Genomic DNA, 22,154 nt, shown 5'->3' with positions numbered 1-22,154 from the left:
ATGCCTCGAACTCGTGTTCGAATATCTGTTCGAACCATACGCTTCCCGATCGAGACGCTCAAGGTGTCCAGGTCATGACTTCGAACGTGCATACGAAGCCTGGTGGAGGGGTGTGACAGACGGAGCCGCGGAGATGCCCGGCACTGCGAGGACGGCCTGGTGCGCACCGCGAGCTCATGCATCGGCGCAGGTCAGGGTGTCGTAGCCGGCTCCCTCGCGAGGAGGGGTGGCTCAGAACGGCGGTTCGGGTGGGTGGCGGTGCTCCTCGCGGGCGCGGCGCCGGGCCTCGCGGTCGGCGAGCCAGCGCTGCCAGGACTCCTGGAGCACCTCGACCATGACGGGAGTGGCCAGGTCGGTGTCGTCGGCGACGACCACATCGACCATGTCCCCTGCCGACCAGGCGGTCCGCCCCGGCAGGTGCGCGGTGCGGGGCAGGCGGACGGGGTCCAGGTGCCCGGCGGTCTTCGCGCGGTGGTGCTGCCAGCACAGCAGGTGGAGGTTCTCGATCTCGGTGAGCCCGCCGCGCTCGGGGTGGCCGTGGTCGTACTCCTCGATGTGGTCGGCCTCGGAGGCCCAGGAGATGGGGCGGGTGCAGCCGGGCACGGCGCAGGTGGCGTTGCGCAGGCGGAGGTGCTCGAGCATGCCGCGGCTGGGGGTGTAGCGCTCGGCCGGCAGCGGCAGGTACGCGCCGGAGCAGGGATCGGTGAGGACCCGGTACCAGACGTCGCTGCCGCCGGCGAGCTCGCGCGCCATGCTCGCAGGCAGCGGGATCATGCCCTCGAGCATGCCCGGCTCGTCCGAGGCGCCGAGCAGGGTGAGCACGGGGATGGTGGCGTTGATCCGGAAGCGCGGCGCGGGCACGGCGACCCCGTCGGTGTCCAGCGCCGCCGCCATCAGCAGGTCGTACTGGATCAGGGCCAGCGGGGCCTGCATCGCGGTCTCGGCGACGGTGCCGCGGGGGTCCAGCGGCGGCTCCTCCCCGGCGGCGAGGGCGTGGCGCTGGGCGGCCTGCACGGCGCGCGCCGCCTCGTCGAGGCGCCGGGCGAGAGCGAGGATCTCCGGCACGGGGCCGATGACCCGCAGGCACCCCACACCGTCGTCCCCGGTGGGGAGCATCTCCACCCGGCGCCTGCCCTCCGGGGTGAGGTGCGGGGGCAGGTCCTTGCGGGAGAGCAGGCGGGTCAGGAGCGTCGAGAGGCGGGTGTGGAACTGCTCGGTGGTGACGTCGGTGGACCAGCGGGAGACGGCCTGGTCCACCCAGGCGAGCTGGGCGCGGGTGAGGTCGACGGTGCGGCGCAGGATCCGCTCGAACCATGCCGAGGGGAACTCGCCGCGCTCGAGGCGCGCGAGAGTGGCGGGGAGCTGGGTGACCGCGCGGTGCGCGTCATGGACCAGGGTCAGGGCGACGGTGCGGGTGCGCCGCACGGCGAGGGCCACGGCGATCAGCTCCGCCTCCGCCTCGTCCTCGTCGGTCTCCTCGTCCTCGAGGTCACGGTAGGACGGGGCGAGCGCGCGGTACCGGGCGGCGAGGCGGATGCCGTCCTCGACGGCGGCCTCCCGCACCTGCTCGAGGTGCGCGGGCAGGGCGGGGTGGTCGGGGGTGGGTGCAGCATCGTCGGCCGACGCCGACTCCTCGTCGCCGCCCGCACCCTTCCCACGCTCGTCGAACCCGCCCATTCCTCCCACCTCCTCGAGGACGCTGTGACCTGGAGAGATCTCGTCCTTCGACCCTACGGAGCACGGGGGTCGAGGAACAGTCCGAGCCCGCCATGGTGGATGACCGGGGTGTGTGGAGGAACCGTCGGCCGCGCCGGAGCGAGCGCCGCGCTCGTCAGGCGCGCCCCGTCGGCCGATGATCGCACCCCACCGGGCGCGCCCCGTCGGCCGCCCCGATCCCCGCCCGCCCGCTCCCCCGCTGGCCGTCCCCGCACCGCACTCGCCGCCTCTGCGATCATGAGGCCCACCCCACACCGACAGGGAGGACGAGGATGCGAGCGCTGGTGCTGCACGAGAAGGGACGCATGTCGATCGAGGAGGTCGAGCCGATCGGCTCCCCCGGTCCCGGGCAGGTGCGCATCCAGATGCACACCGTCGGGATCTGCGCCTCGGACGTGCACTACTGGACCGACGGGAAGATCGGCCCGTTCGTGCTCGAGGCGCCGATGATCCTCGGCCACGAGGGCACCGGAACCGTGGTCGAGGTCGGCGAGGGCGTCACCCACCTGGCCGTCGGCGACCGCGTCGCGATGGAGCCCGGGATCCCCGACCCCACCTCCCGCGCCTCCCGCGAGGGCAACTACAACGTCGACCCGGCCGTCGAGTTCTGGGCGACCCCGCCGTTCGACGGCTGCCTGGTCGACGAGGTGCTCCACCCCGCCGAGTACACCTACCGCCTGCCCGACTCGCTGAGCTTCGCCGAGGGCGCCCTCATCGAGCCCTTCGCCGTCGGCGTCTTCGCCGCGACCAAGGCGAAGATCCGCCCCGGCGACGTCGCCGCCGTGGTGGGCGCCGGCACCATCGGGATCATGACGGCGCTGGCCGCACGGGCCGGCGGCGCGAGCCGCGTGGTCATCTCCGACGTCCTGCCCGAGAAGCTCGCCCTGCTCGACGGGCTCGACGGCATCGTCACGGTCGACGCCACCAGCGAGGACCTCGGCGCCCGCGTGCGCGAGGAGACCGACGGCTGGGGCCCGCGCGTGGTCTTCGAGGCCACCGGCGCGAAGCCCGCCTATCGCTCGCTGTGGGAGCTGCCCGCCCCGGGCGGGACCATCGTGCTGGTCGGCATGCCGGTGGATCCCGTGCCCTTCGACATCGCCACCGCCCAGAGCCGCGGCCTGTCGCTGGAGACCGTCTTCCGCTACGCGAACGTGCACCGCACCGCGATCGACCTCGCCGCGAGCGAGCAGGTGGACCTCTCCCGCTTCGTCAGCGAGACCTTCGCCTTCGACGACGCGCCGAAGGCCTTCGAGCGCTTCCTCGAGGGTCGGCCGACCGACGTGAAGCTGCAGATCACGCTGTGATCCCCGCCGACTCCACGAGTGCTGCCCGCGCGGTGCCGCCGCGGGTGCTGCTGGACCTGGACGGCACGCTCGTGGACCGCGACGGCGCCTTCGCCCGCTGGGCGGAGGGGTTCGTCGGCGAGCTTTGCGGCGGCCGGGAGGATCTCGAGTGGCTGCTCGCGGCCGACGCCGAGGGCTATCGCCCCCGCCGGGAGCTCGCGGCGATGATCGCCGAGCGCTTCGGGCTCGCGTCGGCGGGCGGGGAGGCGTCGGCCGACGGAACCGGCGCGGCCGACGGGCCCGGTGGGGCCGACGCGATCGAGCGCCGCCTGCTCGAGGAGTCCCTCGTCGGCATCGAGTGCTACCCCGGCGTGCTGCCGGCGCTGGGCGCCCTGCGCGGGGCGGGGGCGGAGCTGGTCGTGGTCACCAACGGCCCCACCGCCATGCAGCGGGCGAAGGTCGAGCGGGCGGGGCTGCGCCCGTACCTGGACCGCGTGGTGATCTCCGAGGAGGCCGGGGTCGCCAAGCCCGATCCGCGGATCTTCGCGATCGCCGTGAACGGTCTGGCCTGCGGGGAGGAGACCTGGATGGTAGGCGACCATGCCGTGAACGACATCGGCGGCGCCCGCGGGGTGGGCCTGTCCACCGCGTGGGTCTCCCACGACCGCGAGTGGACCGAGGAGTGGTCGCCGACGCTCACCGCACCGACCGCGGCGGAGCTGCTGGAGCGGATCGCCGGCGGGCGCTGAGTATCTGGGGCTGACAGTCGGGCGTTGGGGGTCAGGCGCCGAGCATCGCGCGGCGCTGCCAGAACACGACGGCGCTGGCCGCGGCGACGTTCAGGGAGTCCACTCCCCCGGCCATCGGGATGACCACGTGCTCGTCGGCCGCGCACAGCGTCGCCGGCTTCAGCCCGTGCCCCTCCGCACCCAGCACGAGGGCGACCTTCCGCGCCGGGCCGAGGTCCACGGCGTCCAGCGCCACCGCCCCGTCGGTGAGGGCGAGGGCGAGCACGTCGAAGCCGGCCTCGTGCAGGAGGTCGACGCCGGCTTCCGGCCAGGCCTCGAGCCGGGTCCACGGGACCTGGAAGACGGTGCCCATGGAGACGCGGATGGAGCGGCGGTAGAGCGGGTCGGCGCAGCGCGGGGTCACCAGCACCGCGTCCACGCCGAGCGCGGCGGCGGAGCGGAACATCGCGCCGACGTTGGTGTGGTCGACGATGTCCTCGAGGACCGCGACCGTGCGCGCCCCCGCCAGCAGGTCGTCGACGGCGGGCAGCTCGGGCCGCTGCATCGCCGCGAGCGCGCCGCGGTGGAGGTGGAAGCCGGTGAGGGTCTCCAGCAGCGCCTCCTCGCCCACGTACACGGGCACGTCCGGGAAGCGGGAGTAGAGCGGCGCGAACCTCTCCAGCCACTTCTCGCTCATGAGGAAGCTGCGCGGCTGCATCCCGGCGTCCATGGCGCGGGAGATGACCTCGTAGCTCTCGGCCATGAACAGGCCCCGCTCCACCTCGACGCGGGAGCGGAGCTTCACGTCGGTCATGCGCAGGTAGTCGTCCAGCGCCGGGTCCGACAGGTCGGTCAGCGGGCGCAGCTGCGGGGTCGTGCCCTGCGGGGTCGTCTCCTCCGCCCCGGAAACGCCCGCCCCGGTCTCCTCCGTCACCGCGTTGTCAGTTCAGCGCCAGCGAGCGGGCGGTGAAGCGCTCGCCGCGCTGCTCCGCGATGAGCGGCAGCCCGAAGGTGGCGGTGAGGTTCTGCGAGGTGAGGGTCTCGGCGATGGGTCCGGCGGCGACGAGCTTCCCCTTCCGCACCAGGGCGACGTGGGTGTAGCCCGGCGGGATCTCCTCGACGTGGTGGGTGACCAGCACGGTCACGGGGGTGGCGGGGTCCTTCGCGAGGCGGCCGAGGGTGCGCACGAGCGACTCGCGGCCGCCCAGGTCCAGGCCCGCGGCGGGCTCGTCGAGCAGCAGCAGCTCGGGGTCGGTCATGAGGGCGCGGGCGGCGAGCACGCGCTTGCGCTCACCGGTGGACAGGGTGCCGAAGTGGCGCTGACCGAGCTCGCCGACGCCGAAGGCGGCCAGCAGCGTGCGGGCGCGCTCGAGGTCGACGTCGTCGTACTCCTCGCGCCAGCGGCCCACCACCGAGTATCCGGCGGTGACGACCACGTTCTCCACCAGCTCCTCCGGCGGGATCGTGTCGGCGAGCTCCTGGCTGGCCAGGCCGATCAGGGGGCGCAGCTCGAAGATGTCGACCCGGCCCAGGCGCTCGCCGAGGATGCCGACGGTGCCGCGGGTGGGGTGCAGGCGCGTGGAGAGCAGGCGCATGAGCGTGGACTTGCCGGCGCCGTTGGGGCCGAGCACCGCCCAGCGCTCCCCCTCGCCGATCTCGAGGGAGACCCCGGAGAGGATCTCCTTCCCGCTGCGCGTGACGGTGACATCGTTCAGAGAAGCTGCTGCGACGGACATGCGCCCGAGCCTATCGCCCGCAGGGCCGCGCACCGCGCCATGCCCGCAGGCGCGTCGCCCCTGCCGACGGGCGCGTCGCCCCTGCCGGCAGGCGCGTCTCACGGCCGACGGGCGCGTCGCCCTCGCTCCCGCCCACGTCCCGGACACCTGCCTAGACTGGCCCGGACCGTTTCCGACCTGCTGGAGGTCCATGTGCCGCACCGTCCCGTCTCCCTGCACGCCCCCCGCGGCTCGGTCGCGGCCGACGACCTGCGCGAGGGCATCGACGCGCTGCTCGCCGCGCAGGACGGCGAGGTCCCGCTCGAGTTCCCGGCCGAGGTGCTCGCCGCCGCCGAGGAGGCCGCCGCCCGCGACGCCGCGGCCGACGGGCGCGCCGACCGCACCGACATCCCCTTCGTGACCCTGGACCCCGCGAGCTCCACGGACCTCGACCAGGCCATGCACCTCGAGCGCACGGACGGCGGCTACCGGGTGCTGTACGCGATCGCGGACGTACCCTTCTTCGTGGACCTCGGCGACGCGATCGACCAGGAGGCCCGCCGCCGCGGCGAGACCCTCTACCTGCCCGACCGTCGCATCCCCCTGCACCCCGAGGTGCTCTCGGAGGCGGCCGCGTCCCTGCTGCCGGACCAGACCACGCCGGCCTTCGTGTGGGAGCTGACTCTGGACGCGCGCGGCGAGGTCACTGCGATCGGGCTCGAGCGGGCGCTGGTCCGCTCGGTGGCGAAGCTCGCCTACGACCAGGTGCAGGAGGAGCTCGACGCCGGAGCAGGCCACCCGATGATGCTGCTGCTCCAGGAGATCGGCGAGCTGCGCACGCAGCTCGAGGCGGAGCGGGGCGGGGCGAGCCTGAACGTGCCCGAGCAGGAGGTGGTGGTCGAGAACGATCACGTGCGCCTGACCTGGCGCAGCCTGAACCCGATCGAGGACGCCAACGCCCAGCTGTCCCTCATGACCGGCATGGCCGCGGCGACCCTCATGCTCGAGCACGGCGCGGGGATCCTGCGCACCATGCCGCCCGCGGAGCCGCGGGCCGTGGACCGGTTCCGCCGCCAGAGCGAGGTGCTCGGGGTGCCGTGGCGCAAGGACGTCGCCTACGGCGAGTTCCTGCGCTCCCTGGACTGGCGCGAGCCCGTGCACCTGGCGCTGCTGAACCTCGCCACCTCCCTGTTCCGCGGCGCCTCCTATGCCGCGTTCACCACGCCCGAGGAGGTGCCGGAAGATCCGGTGCAGGCCGCGATCGCCGCCCCCTACTCCCACACCACCGCGCCGTTGCGCCGGCTCGTGGACCATTTCGTGCTGCTGGTGTGCCTGGACCATGCGCAGGGCCGCACCCCGTCCCCCGAGCTGCTCGCGGCGCTCACCGAGATCCCCGAGGCGATGCGGCAGACCGGCGCGCAGGCCGGGAACCTCGAGCGCGCCGCCCGGGAGCTGGTGGAGACCGCGGCGCTCGCCGCCTGGGAAGGCGAGACCTTCGAGGCGACCGTCATCGAGCGCCGCGAGGCGAGCGACGGCGGCGAGGGCGGGGGGAACGGCTCCGGCAACGGCTCCGGTGCGCCCCTGCGCGTCGAGGTGCAGCTGACCGATCCGCCGGTCACCGCCTGGGTGCCGATGGACGCCGAGGTGGGGCAGGTGGTCCGCGTGCGCCTCGAGTCCGTGGACACCGGGGGCCGGCGCGCGGTCTTCGTCGCGGCCGACGGCGCTGCCGCCACCGATCAGCAGGGCGCTGCCGCCACGGATCAGCAGGGCACTGCCACTCAGGAGAGCGCATGAGCGAGGCCGCCGCCGGGAGGGACCTGGTCGCCCTCCCCCGGGCTGCCGTGCTGATGCTGTGGACCTCCGCCTACCTGCGCGGGGACCTCGGTCCGGATGACGCGGCGCGGATGAGCTTCGGCCTCGGCCGCTCCGGCCCCAGCGGCCAGGGCGCCGACTTGTTCGACTGGATGACCTCGCTGAAGCGCCTGCCGCTCGCGCAGCTGCGCCTCGTGCTGCCGGTGCCCGGGCGGCTCGCAGGGCTCGTCGGCCCGCCCGCCGCGATCCCCGCCGCCCTCGAGGCGGGGCAGGCGATCGTGGTGACCGCCGCCGGGATCGCCGACCACACCCTGATCCCGCAGCTCACCGCAGTGGAGGTCGAGGACCGTCAGGTGAACGCGGTGACCTGGCACCGCATCGCCGCACCGGTCGGCGCCCAGGTCCCGCCCGCGGCGACCTCCGGCAGCGCCCGCCAGGAGCTTCTGCAGGCCCTGCAGCGCACCGCCCAGGGCAGTGTCGACCTCGATCTCGTGCCCGACGAGCCGGTGGAGCCGGCGCGCATCCCGGCCACCTGGATCTCCACGGCCCTGCCGCGGCACGTGGACCCCTCCGCCGCGCACCTGCTGGTGCTCGCTGCCCGCACCCTGCTGCTCACCCGCGCCGAGATCGACGAGGGCCACGGCCACACCGTCCACCTCGCCGAGGCGCTCACCCGGCGCGGCTTGCTGGACGAGCTGCACGACGCGGCCCGCTCTGCGCTCGTGGAGACGGTGGAGCGGATCGTGGCCGAGGCGACCGGCTGAGGCGACCGGCCGAGGCCTGTCGAACGGCCTTGCTCCTGCTCCCACGGTCGGCACGGCTCCGGCCGCTGCGTTCACTGGCGCCATACGGGGAACCAGCCCCGGATACGGCGACCATCACCGCATAGCGCCAGTGAACGACAGAGCGCCAGTGAACGCATCACCCCGCCACCGGCCGCCCCGTCGCCGGCACCCCCGGCGCCGAGGCGACCGGCTGAGGATCAGCCGGCCTGCTCGATGACCGTGCGGTAGACCTCCAGGGTGCGCTCCGCGATCGAGGTCCAGGAGAAGTGTTCGGCGGCGCGGCGGCGCGAGGCCTCGCCCATCTCCTTGGCGCGTGCCGGGTCGGAGACCATCTTCACGAGGGTGTCGCGCAGGTCACCGACGAACTTCTCGGGGTCGACAGGGGTGCCGGTGCCGTCGGTGACCTGCTCGATCGGGACCAGGTAGCCGGTCACGCCGTCGTCGACGACCTCGGGGATGCCGCCGGTGGCGGAGGCGACCACGGGGATGCCGCAGGCCATCGCCTCGAGGTTCACGATCCCCAGCGGCTCGTACACGCTCGGGCACACGAAGGTGGTGGCGTGGGTGAGGATCTGGGTGAGCTGGTCGCGCGGCAGCATCTCAGTGATCAGGTGCACCCCGGTGCGGGTCTGCTGCAGCTCGGCGACGAGGTCGTCGACCTCCTTGGCGATCTCCGGGGTGTCCGGCGCGCCCGCGCACAGCACCACCTGGATGCCGTCGGGCAGCTCGCGCACGGCGCGCAGGAAGTAGGGCAGGCCCTTCTGGCGGGTGATGCGGCCGACGAACACGATCGTCGGCGCCTCGGGATCGATGCCGCGCGAGGTCAGGGCGGAGGTCTCAGGGTTCGGGGACCAGGAGTCGATGTCGATGCCGTTGTGGACCACGTGCACCTTCGCCGGGTCGACGCTCGGGTAGGCGCGCAGGATGTCCTCGCGCATGCCGCCCGAGACGGCGATGACCCCGGCCGCGCCCTCGTAGGCGGTGCGCTCGGCGAAGGAGGAGACCTTGTAGCCGCCGCCGAGCTGCTCGGCCTTCCACGGCCGCAGCGGCTCCAGCGAGTGGGCGGAGAGGACGTGCGGGGCGCCGTGCAGCAGCGAGGCGATGTGTCCGGCGAAGTTCACGTACCAGGTGTGGGAGTGGATGAGGTCGGCGCCGGCGCAGTCCGCGGCGATCAGCAGGTCGGTGCCGAGGGTGGACAAGGCGGCGTTGGCGCCCTCCAGCTCGGCGGGGATGGTGTACGAGAAGGTCCCCTCCTCCTCGCGCTCGGCACCGAAGGCGCGCACGCGCACGTCGATGTGCGGTCGCAGGACCTTGGTGAGCTCGGCGACGTGCACCCCGGCGCCGCCGTAGACCTCCGGGGGATATTCCTTCGTGAGCAGATCGACGCGCATGACGAGCTCCTGTTCTCCTTCTATCGACAAGAAATGCGGGCTCCCGCACGGTCCCCGAAGGGTCGTCAGGGCGGGGGTGACCGAACCGGTCGTTCTCCCCGTGACGGGCGCCACGTTTGGTCTATCCTCGCACCATGTCGTCCAAAAAGGTCCTCGCAATCGTCCTCGCCGGCGGCGAGGGGAAGCGGCTGATGCCCCTCACCCTCGATCGCGCAAAACCCGCCGTGCCGTTCGGCGGCATCTACCGCCTGATCGACTTCGCCCTGTCGAACATCGTCAACTCCGGGTACCTCCGCGTGGTGGTGCTCACCCAGTACAAGTCCCACTCGCTGGACAAGCACATCGCCCAGACCTGGCGGATGAGCTCGCTGCTGGGCAACTACGTCGCCCCCGTCCCCGCGCAGCAGCGCATGGGCAAGCACTGGTTCCGCGGCAGCGCCGACGCGATCGCCCAGTCGCTGAACCTCATCCATGACGAGAAGCCCGACTACGTCGTCGTGGTCGGTGCGGACAACATCTACCGCATGGACTTCTCGCAGATGATGGACGCCCACATCGAGTCCGGGAAGTCGTGCACCGTCGCCGCGATCCGTCAGCCGATCGAGCTGTCCGACCAGTTCGGCGTCATCGAGACCGACCCGGCCGACCCCACCACCATCAAGGCCTTCGTCGAGAAGCCGAAGCAGACCGAGGGGCTCGCCGACGATCCCAGCTCGATCCTCGCCTCGATGGGCAACTACATCTTCACCGCCGACGCCCTCGTCGAGGCGGTCACCCGCGACGCCGAGGACGACGACTCCAAGCACGACATGGGCGGGGACATCGTCCCGAGCTTCGTCGCGAAGAACGACGCCGCGGTGTACGACTTCATCCGCAATGACGTGCCCGGCTCCACCGACCGCGACCGCGACTACTGGCGCGACGTCGGCACCCTGGACGCGTTCTACGAGGCGCACATGGATCTCATCTCGATCCATCCCGTGTTCAACCTCTACAACGACAAGTGGCCCACCTTCACCGGTCACCGCAACGCGCCGCCGGCGAAGTTCGTCCATGCCGGCCCCGGCCGCGTCGGCTCCGCCGTGGACTCGGTGATCTCCCCCGGCGTGGTCGTCTCCGGCGCCTCGGTCTCCAGCTCGGTGCTCTCCCCCGGGGTGCGCATCAACTCCTGGTCGACCGTGTCGGACTCGGTGCTGATGGACGACGTGACCGTCGGCCGCCACTGCCAGATCCACCGCGCGATCATCGACAAGGACGTGGTCATCCCGCCGCGCACCCAGATCGGTCTGGACAAGGAGAAGGACCTCGCCCGCGGCTGGGTCGTCACCGAGTCCGGCATCACCGTGATCGGCAAGGGCACGGTCATCGAGCCGTGAGGGACGAAGTACCAGGCGCCGCGGCCCCCGGAGCCCCCGGGGCCGCGGCGCCCCCGCGTGAGGACGCCCTGTCCGACACCGCCGGAGGCACCGCCCGCCCCGCCGTGACCGGCCTGCTGGTCTCCGACGTCGACTCGACCTTCCTCACCCAGGAGGTCATCGAGCTGGTGGCCGAGCACGCCGGTGTGCGCGATGAGGTCGAGGCGATCACCACCGCCGCCATGCGCGGCGAGCTGGACTTCTCCCAGTCGCTGCGCGCCCGGGTGGCGCTGCTGGAGGGACTGGACGAGGGCGTGCTCGCCACCGTGCGGGCGTCGCTGGTGCCCACCCCCGGTGCGCTCGAGCTGATGCGCCGCGCCCGCGAGGCGGGCTGGGTGACGGCGCTCGTCTCCGGCGGCTTCCACGAGGTGATCGACGAGCTCGCCGCAGAGGTCGGCATCGATCATGTCCTCGCCAACCGCTTCGAGATCACGGGCGGCCGCTTCACCGGGCAGGTGACCGGCGAGATCGTGGACGGGTCGGTCAAGCGCCGCACCCTGGAGGAGCTCGCCGCGCGGTACGGGGTGCCGGCCGGGCGGATCATCGCGATGGGCGACGGTGCGAACGACCGCGAGATGCTCGTCGCCGCCGGGACCGGCATCGCCTGGCACGCCAAGCCCGCGCTGCGGGCTGTGGCCGACGTCGAGCTCGACGGGGACTCGCTGCTTCAGGCGTGGCCGCACTTCGAGGCGGCGGCCGCGCGCTGAGCGCCCGTCGGCCGACGGACTCTCCCTGCAGACGGACTCTCCCGGCAGACGGACTTCCGGCCGACACGACGACGCCCGCCCTCCCCCACCCGGGAAGGACGGGCGTCGTGCTGTCGGTGCTGCGTCAGGGGCGCACGATGGTGTGCAGCGTCAGCGACTCCTCCCCGAGGGAGCCCCAGTCCTCCAGCGCGCCGGAGAGCACGGCCATGCCGCCGGTCGGCATGCCGATGCGGGCCTGGGCGAGGGAGCCGGCGTCCGAGTGCTCGTCGGCCAGCAGCGTGGTGAGCGAGGAGATGGTGGGCTCATGGCCCACCACCATCACCACCGTGTGCTTGTCCTTCACGCCGCCGAGCAGCGAGAGCAGCTCTGCCGGGCCGCCGGTGTAGATCTCCTCGTGGCGGGTGACCTTCCCGTCGAAGCCGGGCATCTGGGAGACCACGGCCTCCCAGGTCTGGACGGTGCGGGCGGAGTCAGAGAGCAGCACACGGGAGACCTGCACGTTCTGCGAGGCGAGGTACTCCCCCACCAGACGTGCCTGGGACTCTCCGCGCTCGGCCAGCGCGCGGTCGTGGTCGGGCTGGCCGGAGCTGTTCTCCGCCTTTCCGTGGCGCATCAGGAGCAGCAGGCGACTGGCGGGGTCGGAAGAGGACATCGGGGTGGGTTCACGCCTTAGGGATCGCAGTGGAGGGGTCGGGACTCAGTGTCCCATGCCAAGGCCGCCGTCGACGGGGATGACGGCGCCCGAGATGTACGCCGCATCGTCGCTCGCGAGGAAGGAGACCACGCGCGCGACCTCCGTCGGGTCCGCGAAGCGCCCGGCGGGAATGGCCTTGCGGTAGGAGTCCTGCAGCTCCTCGGACAGCGCCTGGGTCATCTCGGTGTCGATGTAGCCGGGAGCGACGACGTTCGCGGTGATGCCGCGGGAGCCGAGCTCACGGGTCAGGGCGCGGGCGATGCCGATCAGGCCCGACTTGGAGGCGGCGTAGTTCACCTGACCGGGCGAGCCGTACAGGCCCACCACCGAGGAGATCAGCACGATGCGGCCCTTCTTCTTGCGCATCATCGACTTGATGACCCGCTTGACGGTGCGGAAGGAGCCGGTGAGGTTCGTGTCCAGCACGGTCTCGAAGGACTCGTCGCTCATGCGCAGCAGCAGCTGGTCGTCGGTGATGCCGGCGTTCGCGACGAGCACCTCGATGGGGCCGTTCGCCTCCTCGGCGGCCTTGATCGCGGCGTCGAGGCTGTCCCCGTCGGTGACGTCCGCGACGACGGTCAGTGCGCCCTCGGGGCCGCCCTCGCCGGAGCGGCTGGTGACCGCCACCTTGTCGCCGCGGCGCACGAACTCCTCGGCGATGGCGCGGCCGATGCCGCGGTTGCCTCCGGTGATCAGGACGCTGCGGGGCTCGGTGGTGCTCTCGGACATGCGGACTCCTCGGTGTCGGGGCGTGCGCGATCCGGCCCTTCCGGGCGGTGGGGCGCGCCGCCCGGGCGTGCGTGTGTGTTCTACGATACGGGGCGAGACACGGTCGGGACCCATGGGGGGAGCCCGACTACGCCCACAGCCTTGGAAGGTGCCATCTGATGGCCTATCGCTTCAATCCTCCGCCGAACTGGCCCATCGACGATCCGCAGTGGAGCCCGCCGCCCGGCTGGCAGCCGGATCCGTCGTGGGGCCCCGCACCGGAGGGGTGGAACTTCTGGGTCGCGGCCGACGAGGCTCCCGCCGCACCGGCGCAGGCTCCTGCCGAGCAGGGAGCCGCTGAGCAGGGCGCCGGTGAGCAGGCGTCGGCCGAGCCGGTCTCTTCTGAGCCGGTCTCTTCTGAGCGGGTCTCTTCTGAGCCCGTCTCTACTGAGCCCGTCTCCTCCGAGCCCGCAGCTGCGGAGCCGGTGCAGGCCGAGCAGGCTCCGGTCGCGCATCAGTCCTCCGAGCAGGGCTACGCCGCCTCCGACGACGACGCGTCGCGCGTTGCCTCCACCGACCAGCGCACGGGCGACGATGCCGGCGCTGCTGCCGGTGCGGGTGCCGCGGGCGCCGGCTCTGCGGGGGCGTACGGCTCGATCGACCCCTACGGCCAGCATGCTTCCGCCGGTCAGGAGCAGGGCGGGAGTGCGGGCGACAACGGCGCGTCCGTCGCCGAGTCCTCGTCGGGATCCGCCGAGGCCGTCGACGGCGCCCACGGAGCCCAGAACCCCTACGGGGCTCAGGACTCCTCCAGCGCACAGAACTCCTACGGCACGTCCTCCGGCGCGGGCGCGGCGGACGACGCCGACGACGCGACCCACGTCGCGGACTCCGGCCAGCACGCCGCTGCCGTCGACGGGCAGTCGCCCGACGTCCAGGCCGCCGCCTCGGAGCCGACCGAGGCCGAGTCGACCGAGTCCCAGGTGACCGACTCGCAGGCTCCCGAGACGGCGGAGTACGCCGGTCCGGACCTCCAGGCGGATCTCGCCCAGCAGGCACCGTACGAGTCGGCGCAGCCGACGACCGACGCCGGCCAGGGCGACCAGGGTCAGTTCGGCAGCGGTCAGTACGGCAGCGGTCAGTACGGCCAGTACCAGTACTCCTCGCAGCAGGGGCAGTACGGGCAGGGTCAGGATCAGCAGGGGCAGGATCAGCAGGGCCAGGGCACCGGCTGGGGCGCGGCCGCTGCGGGCGCGGCCGTCGCGGGCGGCGCTGCCGCCGGTGCGTACGCCGCGCAGGGCTCCGGGCAGAGCGGGGACGGCCAGGCGCCGTCGGCCGCCGCTCCGGGTCAGCAGGGCTATGGCCAGCAGCCGGGCTACGGCGACCAGCAGCAGGGCTACGGCCAGGCCTCCCCCACGCAGGGCTACGGCCAGGCGTCCCCCGCCGAGTACGGCCAGGGCCAGGCGTCCCCTGCTCAGGGGTACGGCGATCAGCAGCAGGGCTACGGCCAGGCCTCGCCCGCCCAGGGCTACGGCCAGGCCTCGCCGACGCAGGGCTACGGCCAGGCGTCGCCCGCGCAGGGCTACGGTCAGGCGTCGCCGGCCGGCTACGGCCAGGGCTCGGCCTCGGACTACCCGGGGCAGGGCTCCGCCTCCGACTACCCCGCGGGCGCGTACGGCCAGGGCTCCCCGGCGGACGGCACCGGCTCCGGCTGGACCGCCTCCACCGGTGGCGAGCCGCCGAAGAAGGGCTTCATCCAGCGCTTCTGGTGGATCGGATGCATCATCGCCGTGCTGCTCGTGCTCGCGCTGATCATCGTCGGCGGCGTGGTGCTGCTGGGTCCCCGCGGCGGTGAGCCCACCGGCGGCGGCACCACCACCACCCAGGTGGTGCCCACCGACGAGGCGACCACGGACGAGGCGACGGACGGGCCGACCGACGAGCCCACGGAGACGGCCACCGAGGAGGCGGTCGACAACCCGACCCCGACCGACCTGGCGACCATCGACCCGTCGGCCGAGCCGGTCAACATCGTCGGCACCGACGGGACCGGCACCATCGCTGTGCACATGGAGTACGTGAAGGCCGCGGACCTCGAGTCCGAGTACGGCGGCGCGGTCGAGGAGCCCGAGTTCGGCGAGTACCTCAAGGTGACGGCGAAGCTCACCGTCACCGAGGGCACCTTCGACGGTCTGAATCCGTACCAGTTCGGCGTGAAGACCCCCTACGGCGGCGTCGTCGATCCGGCCACCGAGTCGTTCGGGCTGAAGGGCTCCGGCGTCAGCTTCTCGCCGGACAACGGCTTCCAGGCGGGCGACGAGTACACCATGGTGGTCCTGTTCGACGTGCAGCGTGCGGGCGGCAACGTCCTGCAGTTCACCACCTACTCCGACGACTACACCTGGGACGTCCCTGCGTGACCTCCCAGCGCCCGAGCTTCAACCCGCCGCCGAACTGGCCGGAGCCCCCGCATGACGGGTGGGTCCCGCCGGCGGACTTCCGGCCCTCCCCCGCCTGGGGGCCGGTGCCGGCGGGGTGGAGGCTCTGGCGGTCGGACCGGCCCGGTACCACGGGCGCGGCGCCGCTGCAGGACTCCGAGGACGTCCCTGCCAGCGGTGCCCGCCCGCGCTCCCGGGTCGAGCAGTACCCCGTCTCCGTCCTGAACCCGGGCATGTGGTCCCAGAACCATCTGCAGGACGAGGACTACGGCTTCCCGCCCGCGAAGCCCCGCCGTCACCGGCCCCGCCTCCGCCTGGGCCTCACCATCACCGCGACGGCCCTCGGTCTGCTGCTCACCGCGGCGACGGTGGTGATGTTCGTGCTCCTCGTCGACTTCGCGATCGAGGACCTCGCCGGTATGCTCGAGGGGACGGCCGGGAGCCTCAGCTCCGCCCACATCGGCTCCGCCGGAATCAGCACAACCGGTATCAGCACCACCGTCACCGCACTGCCTGAGGTGGGTGCCGCGGCACCGGCCCGCGGATGAGCGACCGCTCCGCCCGCCGACGACTCCTGCTCAGCCGCGACAACCTCCTCGGACTCGTGGCCGTGCTGGTCCTCACCGCCGTCTGCGTGGGACTGGGCTTCTGGCAGTGGGGCCGCTTCGAGGACCGTCGCGACCAGGCCGCGGTCGTCGAGGCCAACTACGAGGCCGCCCCGATCCCGCTTGACGAGGCGATGCCCGATCCGCAGGCGCCGCTGCCCACCTCCGAGACCTGGACCCCGGTGCAGATGCGCGGCAGCTACTGCCAGGACCCAGACTGCGTGCTCTACGTCCGCAACCGCCAGATCGGCGGGCAGATCGGCTTCTGGCAGCTCGTCCCCTTCACCGCCGAGGACGGCACGACGCTGCTGATCGTGCGCGGCTGGGTCCCGGAGGACTCCACGGCCAGCAGCGGCTCCATCCCTGCGGACCCGCCTGCGATCCCGAGCGGCGAGGTGACCGTCACCGCCCGCCTCCGCCCCGCCGAGCCCGTCCTGGACCGCGTCCCGCCGCCCGGACAGGCGCACTCCGTGAACCCGCCCCAGATCGCCTCCCTGCTCAGTCTCGAGTACACCGCGCTGGTGACCCAGGCCTACGGCGACCTGGTCGCGGAGGACCCTGCCGGTCCCCGACCCACCGCCCTCGAGGCACCGGACACGGGCCTCGGCCCGCACCTGTCCTATGCCTTCCAGTGGTGGGTCTTCGCCGCGTTCTTCCCGGCGGCACAGGTCTTCCGCGTGCGCAAGCAGTTCCAGGACCTCGACGCCGAGGAGCCGGAGGACACCGAGACATCCGGGACGGCGGCGGTGCCGCACGAGACGGCCGACGGCGCCGACACGACGCAGCCCGGGGCCGACGCGCCCGTCAGCCGCACCCCAGACCATCGCCCCCGACGCGCGGTCCGCACCCGCAAGCGGGGCCAGGACGAGGAGGAAGAGGATGCACTCATCGATCAGCGGCGGCAGTGACCGTCCCGCCCCCCGCTCACGGTTCCTGCCCGGCCCGCGGCCGCGCCGCATCGCGCATCGGGGGCTGGCGCTGGACGGCGCGGAGAACACGCTGCGCGCCTTCGAGGACGCCGTCGCGGCCGGCGCCGACATGCTCGAGACCGACACCCGCGCCACCCGCGACGGGCTCGCACTCGCGTTCCATGACGAGGACCTGGCGCGCGTCGCCGGCGACTCCCGCCGCATCGATGCCCTGAGCGCCCAGGAGGCGGGCGCCGTGCGCCTGGCCGGCGACGAGCCGCTGGCGATGCTCGAGGACGTGCTGGGCACCTTCCGCGACGTGCCGATCAACATCGACATCAAGGCGCCCTCCGCGATCGGGCCCGCGGTCGCGGCGATCGCCCGCACCCGCAGCGCGGACCGGGTGTGCATCGCCGGGTTCGACGGGTCCGTGGTGCGCAAGGCCGTGGCGACGATCGAGGCGGCCACCGGGACCCGTCCCGTGCGCAGCCCCGCCCGCCGCACCATCGCCGCGTTCCTCGCCGTGCGGGCGCTCGAGCTGCCCACGGCGGTGACGAACCGGATCCTCGCCCCCTACGGCGCGCTGCAGGTGCCCGAGAGCTACCGGGGTGTGCCGGTCGTCACCCCGGCGACCGTCGCCGCCGCTCACAGGGCCGGCTGCGAGGTGCACGTGTGGACCGTGGACTCCCCCGCCCGCATGCAGGACCTGCTGGTCACGGGCGCGGATGGTATCATCACCAATCGCGTCGACCTGCTGTCCCGTCTGCTCGACGGCGCGACGACGGAGTGAGTGCCGCGGAGTGAGGATCCGAGCCCCTCGGGAACAGATCCCCTCGTCCGCGCGTTGACACGCGCAGGTCCACCCACCCACTGAACTCACCGGACGGCATCCCGTCCGGGCACCGCATCACCGGCAGGAAGCGAGAACCGCATGAACAGCCGCAGCCTGCGAGGCACCCGTCTGGGCTCCCTCTCCATGGAGACCGACGACGGCGTCCTCGCCGCACCGCGCCAGGAGGCCGTCTACGACTGCCCCAACGGCCACGCCATCGTCCTCCCCTTCTCCGTCGAGGCCGACGTCCCGGCCGTGTGGGAGTGCCGCTGCGGCGCGACCGCCGTGCTGCGCGACCACGAGAAGCCCGAGGAGAAGCCCGGCAAGCCCGTGCGCACCCACTGGGACATGCTCCTGGAGCGCCGCAGCGAGGAGGACCTCCAGGTGCTCCTCGACCAGCGCCTCGAGCTGCTGCGCGCCGGCAAGCTTCACCAGCGCCGGAACCTCTGAGGTCCCTGGCTCCTGAGGCACCGCCTCACCACCACGCGACAGCGCCCCCGTCCCGCCGAGAAGGCGGAGCGGGGGCGCTGTGCTGTGCAGGAGGGTGGGATCAGCCCTGGATGATCGTGGGCGGCGGGTCCTCGCGGTCCGTGCGGCGGTTCTCCAGCACGATCTCCCCGTCGATGATGCCGCTGCCGGAGCGGTGGTAGAGCACCTTGCGCGCCCCCTCGGAGCCGCTGCTGAGCCCCATCGCCTTCACGGTGCGGCGCTGGACTGGGGTGAGCAGCAGGACGAGCCCGGCGAGGTCGGTGAGCACGCCCGGGAAGAAGAACAGCAGGGCGGACAGCAGGGTGAACGCGGGACGGGAGAGGTGGTCCTGCACGTCTCCGCGGCCGCCTAGGGCGCGGAAGAGCGAGCGCAGCCGGGTGAAGGACTGCTGCCCGGCGGCGACCAGGAGTGCGAGGCCGATGATCCAGCCGATCACCACCACCAGCACCGCCCACCACAGGCTCGTGTTCACGCCGATGACGATGAGGATCGCGAGCTCCAGCAGGCCCACGAGCACGACGGCCAGGGGCACGAAGCGTCCCCAGCGGGAGGCGCGGGGGGCGGGGTCGTGGGGCGTGGAGGCGTGGGGGCCGTGCTGCGACGAAGAGGTCGACGAGGACGTCATGGCGGGTCCTTCCCGGTCTGCGATCCCGTGGGCGGCGAGGACCCGGTCAGACTAGCGCAGGGCCTTGCGAAGCCCCTGGGCGCGGCGTGCGAGGCCCCAGAGCGTCACCTTGACCAGGGCTTCGCGCACGATGTCCGAGGACATCTTGCTGGCACCCTCGGTGCGCTCGTCGAAGTCGATCGGGACCTCGACGATCACGGCGCCGAGATCGCGGGCGCGACGCGTCATGTCCACCTGGAAGCAGTAGCCGTGGGAGGCGATGTCCCCGTCGACCAAGCGCTGCAGCAGCTCGGCGCGGAACACGCGGAACCCGGCGGTCGCGTCGGCGACGCCGAGGCCCATGAGCGCCTGGACGTACACGTTCGCGCCGCGGGACAGGACCCTGCGCCGCAGCGGCCAGTCGTGGACGGCGCCGCCGGGGATCCAGCGGGACCCGATCGCGAGGTCGGCGCCGCGGCGCACGGCCTCCAGCAGTCCGGGCAGCTGCTCGGGGCGGTGGGAGGCGTCGGCGTCCATCTCCACCAGCTGCGCGTAGCCGCGCTCGAGGCCCCAGGCGAAGCCCGCGAGGTAGGCGGGGCCGAGCCCCTCCTTCCCGGCGCGATGGAGCACGTGCACGGCCTCGTCGCGGGCGGCGACCTCGTCGGCCCACTCCCCCGTGCCGTCCGGGGAGCTGTCGTCGACCACGAGCACGTGCGCCTCGGGCACCGCGGCGCGCAGGCGCGCGAGCGTGCCGGGCAGCGCCTCGCGCTCGTCGTAGGTGGGGATGACGACGAGGGTGGGCGGCAGCGGGGCGCTGGAGGGATGCATCAGCTCTTCTCGGAACGGCGGGTCTTCTCGGAACGGCTGGTCTTCTCAGCACGGCGGGCGGGACGGGCGAGGGCGCGGCGGTCCGAGGACAGCGCGGCCAGCAGGCCGACGAGCGCGAAGGCGCTGATGCCCACCGCGATCCAGGGCCCGGCCGCGACCGCGGGGGTGATCCCTGTGCGCAGGGGGACGTCGGCCAGCATGGTGCCCTGCTCCCAGTGGCCGACGTAGTCGATCTGGCGGCCCTCGGGGCTGAAGATCGCCGACTGGCCCGCGGTCGAGATGTGCACGACGCTGCGCCCGGACAGCACCGCCATGACCTTCGCCTGGGCGAGCTGCTGGATCGCCTCGTCGGAGTCGCCGAACAGGGCGGTGTTGGACTGGACGACGACCACCTCGGCACCGTCCTGGACCACGTCGTGGACCAGCTCGTCGTAGGCGATCTCGAAGCAGATGAGGATGCCGACGGTGCCCTGGCCCTGGTCGAGGGCGGCGAGGTCCATGGTGCCGACCTCCTGCCCGGGGATCATGTCCAGGGAGATCAGGTCGACCTTGTCGGTGATCCGGCTGAACACCTCGCGCATCGGGATGTACTCGCCGAACGGGACGGGGTGCCGCTTGGAGTACTGGTACGGGGCGGAGCCGTCGGGCGTGATCAGCACGGCCTGGTTCAGGCGCTGGGTCTCCCCCACGCGCACCTGGGTGCCGACGAGCACGGGCGCGTCGGCCCGCTCCGCGAGGCCCCGCAGCTGGCCGGCCAGCCCAGGGTCCTGCCGGGGATCCGAGCCGGTGGAGTCCTCGGGCCACACCACGAGGTCGAGGTCGTCGCCGTCGGCCTCCGCCTGGTCCAGCACGTCCTCGGTGGCGGCCAGGTGGTTCGCGAAGACGTCCTCGGGCATCGTGTAGCTGCCCTCGTCGATCTCGCCCACCGAGCCCTGCACGGCGGCGATCGTCATGGACTGCCGGTCGGCGGGGGCGCGGTTGACGGGATGGGGCACCACGACCGTGGCGAGCACGGCGCCGACGGCGATCGCGCAGGGCCACACCCCGGAGAAGCCGACGAGGCCGCGGTGGCGGCGGCCCAGCAGCGAGAGCGCGCCGTGCAGCAGCAGCTGTCCCAGCAGACCGACCACGAGGGCGAGGCCGGCCATCCCGATCCAGGGGGCGAGGTTCAGCAGCGGCGAGTCGGCCAGGGCGAAGGCGCTCGCGCCCCAGGACAGGCCGCCCCACGGGACGGTGCTGCGCAGGGTCTCGACCGCCACCCACAGCGCCGCGACGACGAGGGCGGAGGAGAGGCACAGACCGCGCCGCACCAGGACGGTGCGGGCCAGCAGGCCGTAGAGCACGATGTACACCGCCTCGACGATGCCCAGCGCGATCCAGGGCACGTTTCCGGCGTAGATGTTGGCCCACTCGGTCAGCGGCACGAAGAAGGCGAGCCCCCACAGCAGCGACACGAGCGCCGCGAGCCATGCGGAGCGCACCAGCAGACCCGCGCTCAGCAGGGCGAGGCCCACGGGCAGGAGCATCCACAGGTCATACGGCGGGTTCGCGAAGTACGCGCAGGCACCGCCGACCACGCCGCAGAGCAGCGCGACGGGCCAGGGGGTGGGGTCGAACTCGTCGCTCTGCCGACGGGACCGGGCGCGGGCGGCCGCGGTCCGGACCGTCGTGCTCATGCGCCGTCCTGCCCGAGCGCGCCGTCCTGCCCGAGCGCGCCGTCCTGCCCGAGCGCGCCGTCCTGTCCGAGCAGGTCGTGGACTGTGCGGCCGTCGATCACGGTGCGCAGCGCGCGGGGGCTGCCCTGGTCGAGGTCGGGCAGCAGCGGGGTGCGCGAGCGCGGGTCGGTGGACCAGGAGTCGACCCTCTCCGCGTGGGACTGGACGGTGAGGTCCCACGGCTCCCACACCACGAAGGTCGCCTCGAGGCCGGTGCGCAGGGTGCCGGGGTGGCGGTGTCCGGCCACGCGCTGGCCGCCGCGGCTGGCGGCGAGGAACGCCGCGCGGTCGGAGATGCGCTGTGCGGCGGGGGCGGTGCGGGTCGCGGCGCGCACCCAGTCCCAGGGGTCGGCGGCCTCGGGGGCACCGGCGGAGCCGAAGGCGAGCGGGGTGCCCTCGCCGACGAGGTCGAGGTAGTCGGCGCTCTCGGTGACCGGGGCGATGACGCGCACGCCCTCGCGCGTGCCCGTCGGCCCGGGCAGGCGCAGCACGATGCCGCGCGCGGCAGCATCGGCGTCCTCCTCGGCGGTCGCCGCGGCGTCGACGAAGCCGGGGGTGACCAGGCAACCGGTCGCGTCGATCCGTCGGGCGTCCGGGAACAGGACGAGCGCGGAGTCCTCGGTGCCGGTCCACGCGATCAACCCGTCGGCCACGAGCATCGCGGAGGCCTCGGGGTCCTCGGCGCTGTACAGCACGATGCCCGTGTAGAGCACGGGCGCCGAGGGCTGGGCGGGATCGGGCACAGAGGTATCGCGGTCGGTCACGGGCCCCATGCTCGCGC

The 22,154-nt window shown here is 73.0% G+C and carries 21 protein-coding genes; 11 read left to right on the top strand and 10 right to left on the bottom strand.

Going from position 1 to position 22,154, the window contains the following annotated elements:
* Positions 1 to 231 precede the first annotated feature (231 nt).
* The gene (locus HNR70_RS06450; RefSeq protein WP_184324923.1) at positions 232 to 1,677 is read right to left on the bottom strand and encodes an HNH endonuclease signature motif containing protein; all 1,446 of its coding nucleotides are present in this window, start codon (positions 1,675 to 1,677) and stop codon (positions 232 to 234) included.
* A 311-nt stretch (positions 1,678 to 1,988) separates the two neighbouring features.
* Between HNR70_RS06450 and HNR70_RS06445 the strand changes: the two genes are divergently transcribed.
* Positions 1,989 to 3,020, top strand: coding sequence for an NAD(P)-dependent alcohol dehydrogenase (locus tag HNR70_RS06445; RefSeq protein ID WP_184324922.1), 1,032 nt, complete (start codon positions 1,989 to 1,991; stop codon positions 3,018 to 3,020).
* Positions 3,017 to 3,748 carry an HAD family hydrolase gene (locus tag HNR70_RS06440; protein WP_184324921.1) on the top strand — a complete coding sequence of 244 codons (732 nt, stop codon included), beginning with the start codon at positions 3,017 to 3,019 and terminating at the stop codon, positions 3,746 to 3,748. Before HNR70_RS06445 ends, HNR70_RS06440 begins: the two co-directional genes overlap by 4 nt.
* Positions 3,749 to 3,779: 31 nt before the next feature.
* Here the strand turns inward: HNR70_RS06440 and HNR70_RS06435 are convergent, their stop codons facing one another.
* Together HNR70_RS06435 and HNR70_RS06430 are read right to left on the bottom strand one after the other, a co-directional pair.
* Positions 3,780 to 4,541 carry a TrmH family RNA methyltransferase gene (locus tag HNR70_RS06435; RefSeq protein ID WP_184326576.1) on the bottom strand — a complete coding sequence of 254 codons (762 nt, stop codon included), beginning with the start codon at positions 4,539 to 4,541 and terminating at the stop codon, positions 3,780 to 3,782.
* Positions 4,542 to 4,668: 127 nt separating this feature from the next.
* On the bottom strand, positions 4,669 to 5,463 hold the full coding sequence (locus HNR70_RS06430; RefSeq protein ID WP_184324920.1) for an ABC transporter ATP-binding protein: 795 nt from the start codon (positions 5,461 to 5,463) through the stop codon (positions 4,669 to 4,671).
* Positions 5,464 to 5,655: 192 nt separating this feature from the next.
* Here HNR70_RS06430 and HNR70_RS06425 point away from each other — a divergent pair, with 192 nt between their 5' ends.
* Both HNR70_RS06425 and HNR70_RS06420 read left to right on the top strand, forming a co-directional pair.
* Positions 5,656 to 7,236 (top strand): RNB domain-containing ribonuclease, encoded by a 1,581-nt coding sequence (locus HNR70_RS06425; RefSeq protein ID WP_184324919.1) that lies wholly within the window; start codon positions 5,656 to 5,658, stop codon positions 7,234 to 7,236.
* Positions 7,233 to 8,018, top strand: coding sequence for an Rv1486c family protein (locus HNR70_RS06420; RefSeq protein ID WP_184324918.1), 786 nt, complete (start codon positions 7,233 to 7,235; stop codon positions 8,016 to 8,018). Before HNR70_RS06425 ends, HNR70_RS06420 begins: the two co-directional genes overlap by 4 nt.
* A gap of 218 nt (positions 8,019 to 8,236) precedes the next feature.
* Here the strand turns inward: HNR70_RS06420 and glgA are convergent, their stop codons facing one another.
* Complete coding sequence (gene glgA / locus HNR70_RS06415; protein ID WP_184324917.1) at positions 8,237 to 9,430, bottom strand: glycogen synthase; 1,194 nt, start codon at positions 9,428 to 9,430, stop codon at positions 8,237 to 8,239.
* Between the two features lie 134 nt (positions 9,431 to 9,564).
* Here glgA and glgC point away from each other — a divergent pair, with 134 nt between their 5' ends.
* Together glgC and serB are read left to right on the top strand one after the other, a co-directional pair.
* Positions 9,565 to 10,806, top strand: coding sequence for a glucose-1-phosphate adenylyltransferase (gene glgC / locus HNR70_RS06410; protein WP_184324916.1), 1,242 nt, complete (start codon positions 9,565 to 9,567; stop codon positions 10,804 to 10,806).
* 68 nt (positions 10,807 to 10,874) lie between these two features.
* Positions 10,875 to 11,552: a phosphoserine phosphatase SerB gene (gene serB / locus HNR70_RS06405; RefSeq protein ID WP_184326575.1), complete on the top strand. Its 678-nt coding sequence runs from the start codon at positions 10,875 to 10,877 to the stop codon at positions 11,550 to 11,552.
* Between the two features lie 124 nt (positions 11,553 to 11,676).
* Here serB and HNR70_RS06400 read toward each other — a convergent pair whose 3' ends face one another.
* On the bottom strand, positions 11,677 to 12,204 hold the full coding sequence (locus tag HNR70_RS06400; RefSeq protein WP_184324915.1) for a SixA phosphatase family protein: 528 nt from the start codon (positions 12,202 to 12,204) through the stop codon (positions 11,677 to 11,679).
* Between the two features lie 45 nt (positions 12,205 to 12,249).
* Positions 12,250 to 12,975: a beta-ketoacyl-ACP reductase gene (locus HNR70_RS06395; protein ID WP_184324914.1), complete on the bottom strand. Its 726-nt coding sequence runs from the start codon at positions 12,973 to 12,975 to the stop codon at positions 12,250 to 12,252.
* A 158-nt stretch (positions 12,976 to 13,133) separates the two neighbouring features.
* On the opposite strand from HNR70_RS06395, the gene HNR70_RS06390 reads away from it, so the two are divergent.
* From HNR70_RS06390 to HNR70_RS06370, 5 genes are all read left to right on the top strand, one after another.
* Positions 13,134 to 15,374, top strand: coding sequence for a hypothetical protein (locus HNR70_RS06390; RefSeq protein WP_184324913.1), 2,241 nt, complete (start codon positions 13,134 to 13,136; stop codon positions 15,372 to 15,374).
* Positions 15,371 to 15,940, top strand: a complete 570-nt coding sequence (locus HNR70_RS06385) for a hypothetical protein (protein WP_246375165.1) — start codon at positions 15,371 to 15,373, stop codon at positions 15,938 to 15,940. Before HNR70_RS06390 ends, HNR70_RS06385 begins: the two co-directional genes overlap by 4 nt.
* Positions 15,937 to 16,905 (top strand): SURF1 family cytochrome oxidase biogenesis protein, encoded by a 969-nt coding sequence (locus HNR70_RS06380; protein ID WP_184324912.1) that lies wholly within the window; start codon positions 15,937 to 15,939, stop codon positions 16,903 to 16,905. The genes HNR70_RS06385 and HNR70_RS06380 overlap by 4 nt, the downstream gene beginning before the upstream one ends.
* A complete protein-coding gene (locus HNR70_RS06375; protein ID WP_184324911.1) occupies positions 16,877 to 17,695 on the top strand; it encodes a glycerophosphodiester phosphodiesterase family protein in 819 nt (272 codons plus the stop codon). Before HNR70_RS06380 ends, HNR70_RS06375 begins: the two co-directional genes overlap by 29 nt.
* A gap of 141 nt (positions 17,696 to 17,836) precedes the next feature.
* Entirely contained in the window at positions 17,837 to 18,187 is a 351-nt protein-coding gene (locus HNR70_RS06370; RefSeq protein ID WP_184324910.1) for an RNA polymerase-binding protein RbpA, read from the top strand.
* Between the two features lie 100 nt (positions 18,188 to 18,287).
* Here HNR70_RS06370 and HNR70_RS06365 read toward each other — a convergent pair whose 3' ends face one another.
* From HNR70_RS06365 to HNR70_RS06350, 4 genes are read right to left on the bottom strand one after another with little or no spacing between them, the layout of a single operon-like run.
* Positions 18,288 to 18,851, bottom strand: coding sequence for an FxsA family protein (locus tag HNR70_RS06365; RefSeq protein WP_184324909.1), 564 nt, complete (start codon positions 18,849 to 18,851; stop codon positions 18,288 to 18,290).
* Positions 18,852 to 18,902: 51 nt separating this feature from the next.
* Positions 18,903 to 19,658 (bottom strand): polyprenol monophosphomannose synthase, encoded by a 756-nt coding sequence (locus tag HNR70_RS06360; RefSeq protein WP_184324908.1) that lies wholly within the window; start codon positions 19,656 to 19,658, stop codon positions 18,903 to 18,905.
* A complete protein-coding gene (gene lnt, locus HNR70_RS06355) occupies positions 19,658 to 21,334 on the bottom strand; it encodes an apolipoprotein N-acyltransferase (RefSeq protein ID WP_184324907.1) in 1,677 nt (558 codons plus the stop codon). Before lnt ends, HNR70_RS06360 begins: the two co-directional genes overlap by 1 nt.
* Positions 21,331 to 22,146 carry a hypothetical protein gene (locus HNR70_RS06350; protein WP_184324906.1) on the bottom strand — a complete coding sequence of 272 codons (816 nt, stop codon included), beginning with the start codon at positions 22,144 to 22,146 and terminating at the stop codon, positions 21,331 to 21,333. Before HNR70_RS06350 ends, lnt begins: the two co-directional genes overlap by 4 nt.
* Positions 22,147 to 22,154: the final 8 nt, after the last annotated feature.

The organism is Brachybacterium aquaticum (assembly GCF_014204755.1).
GTDB lineage: Bacteria > Actinomycetota > Actinomycetes > Actinomycetales > Dermabacteraceae > Brachybacterium > Brachybacterium aquaticum.
Note: the sequence above shows the minus strand (reverse complement) of the source record. Positions and strands in the feature narration are given on the sequence as shown.

Excerpts from the sequence above, each read along its gene's own strand:
- HNR70_RS06450 (WP_184324923.1), bottom strand. The coding sequence starts at position 1,677 with ATGGGCGGGTTCGACGAGCGTGGGAAGGGTGCGGGCGGCGACGAGGAG.
- HNR70_RS06445 (WP_184324922.1), top strand. The coding sequence starts at position 1,989 with ATGCGAGCGCTGGTGCTGCACGAGAAGGGACGCATGTCGATCGAGGAG.
- HNR70_RS06435 (WP_184326576.1), bottom strand. The coding sequence starts at position 4,541 with ATGACCGACGTGAAGCTCCGCTCCCGCGTCGAGGTGGAGCGGGGCCTG.
- HNR70_RS06430 (WP_184324920.1), bottom strand. The coding sequence starts at position 5,463 with ATGTCCGTCGCAGCAGCTTCTCTGAACGATGTCACCGTCACGCGCAGC.
- HNR70_RS06420 (WP_184324918.1), top strand. The coding sequence starts at position 7,233 with ATGAGCGAGGCCGCCGCCGGGAGGGACCTGGTCGCCCTCCCCCGGGCT.
- glgA (WP_184324917.1), bottom strand. The coding sequence starts at position 9,430 with ATGCGCGTCGATCTGCTCACGAAGGAATATCCCCCGGAGGTCTACGGC.
- glgC (WP_184324916.1), top strand. The coding sequence starts at position 9,565 with ATGTCGTCCAAAAAGGTCCTCGCAATCGTCCTCGCCGGCGGCGAGGGG.
- HNR70_RS06400 (WP_184324915.1), bottom strand. The coding sequence starts at position 12,204 with ATGTCCTCTTCCGACCCCGCCAGTCGCCTGCTGCTCCTGATGCGCCAC.
- HNR70_RS06395 (WP_184324914.1), bottom strand. The coding sequence starts at position 12,975 with ATGTCCGAGAGCACCACCGAGCCCCGCAGCGTCCTGATCACCGGAGGC.
- HNR70_RS06390 (WP_184324913.1), top strand. The coding sequence starts at position 13,134 with ATGGCCTATCGCTTCAATCCTCCGCCGAACTGGCCCATCGACGATCCG.
- HNR70_RS06380 (WP_184324912.1), top strand. The coding sequence starts at position 15,937 with ATGAGCGACCGCTCCGCCCGCCGACGACTCCTGCTCAGCCGCGACAAC.
- HNR70_RS06375 (WP_184324911.1), top strand. The coding sequence starts at position 16,877 with ATGCACTCATCGATCAGCGGCGGCAGTGACCGTCCCGCCCCCCGCTCA.
- HNR70_RS06370 (WP_184324910.1), top strand. The coding sequence starts at position 17,837 with ATGAACAGCCGCAGCCTGCGAGGCACCCGTCTGGGCTCCCTCTCCATG.
- HNR70_RS06365 (WP_184324909.1), bottom strand. The coding sequence starts at position 18,851 with ATGACGTCCTCGTCGACCTCTTCGTCGCAGCACGGCCCCCACGCCTCC.
- HNR70_RS06360 (WP_184324908.1), bottom strand. The coding sequence starts at position 19,658 with ATGCATCCCTCCAGCGCCCCGCTGCCGCCCACCCTCGTCGTCATCCCC.
- lnt (WP_184324907.1), bottom strand. The coding sequence starts at position 21,334 with ATGAGCACGACGGTCCGGACCGCGGCCGCCCGCGCCCGGTCCCGTCGG.
- HNR70_RS06350 (WP_184324906.1), bottom strand. The coding sequence starts at position 22,146 with ATGGGGCCCGTGACCGACCGCGATACCTCTGTGCCCGATCCCGCCCAG.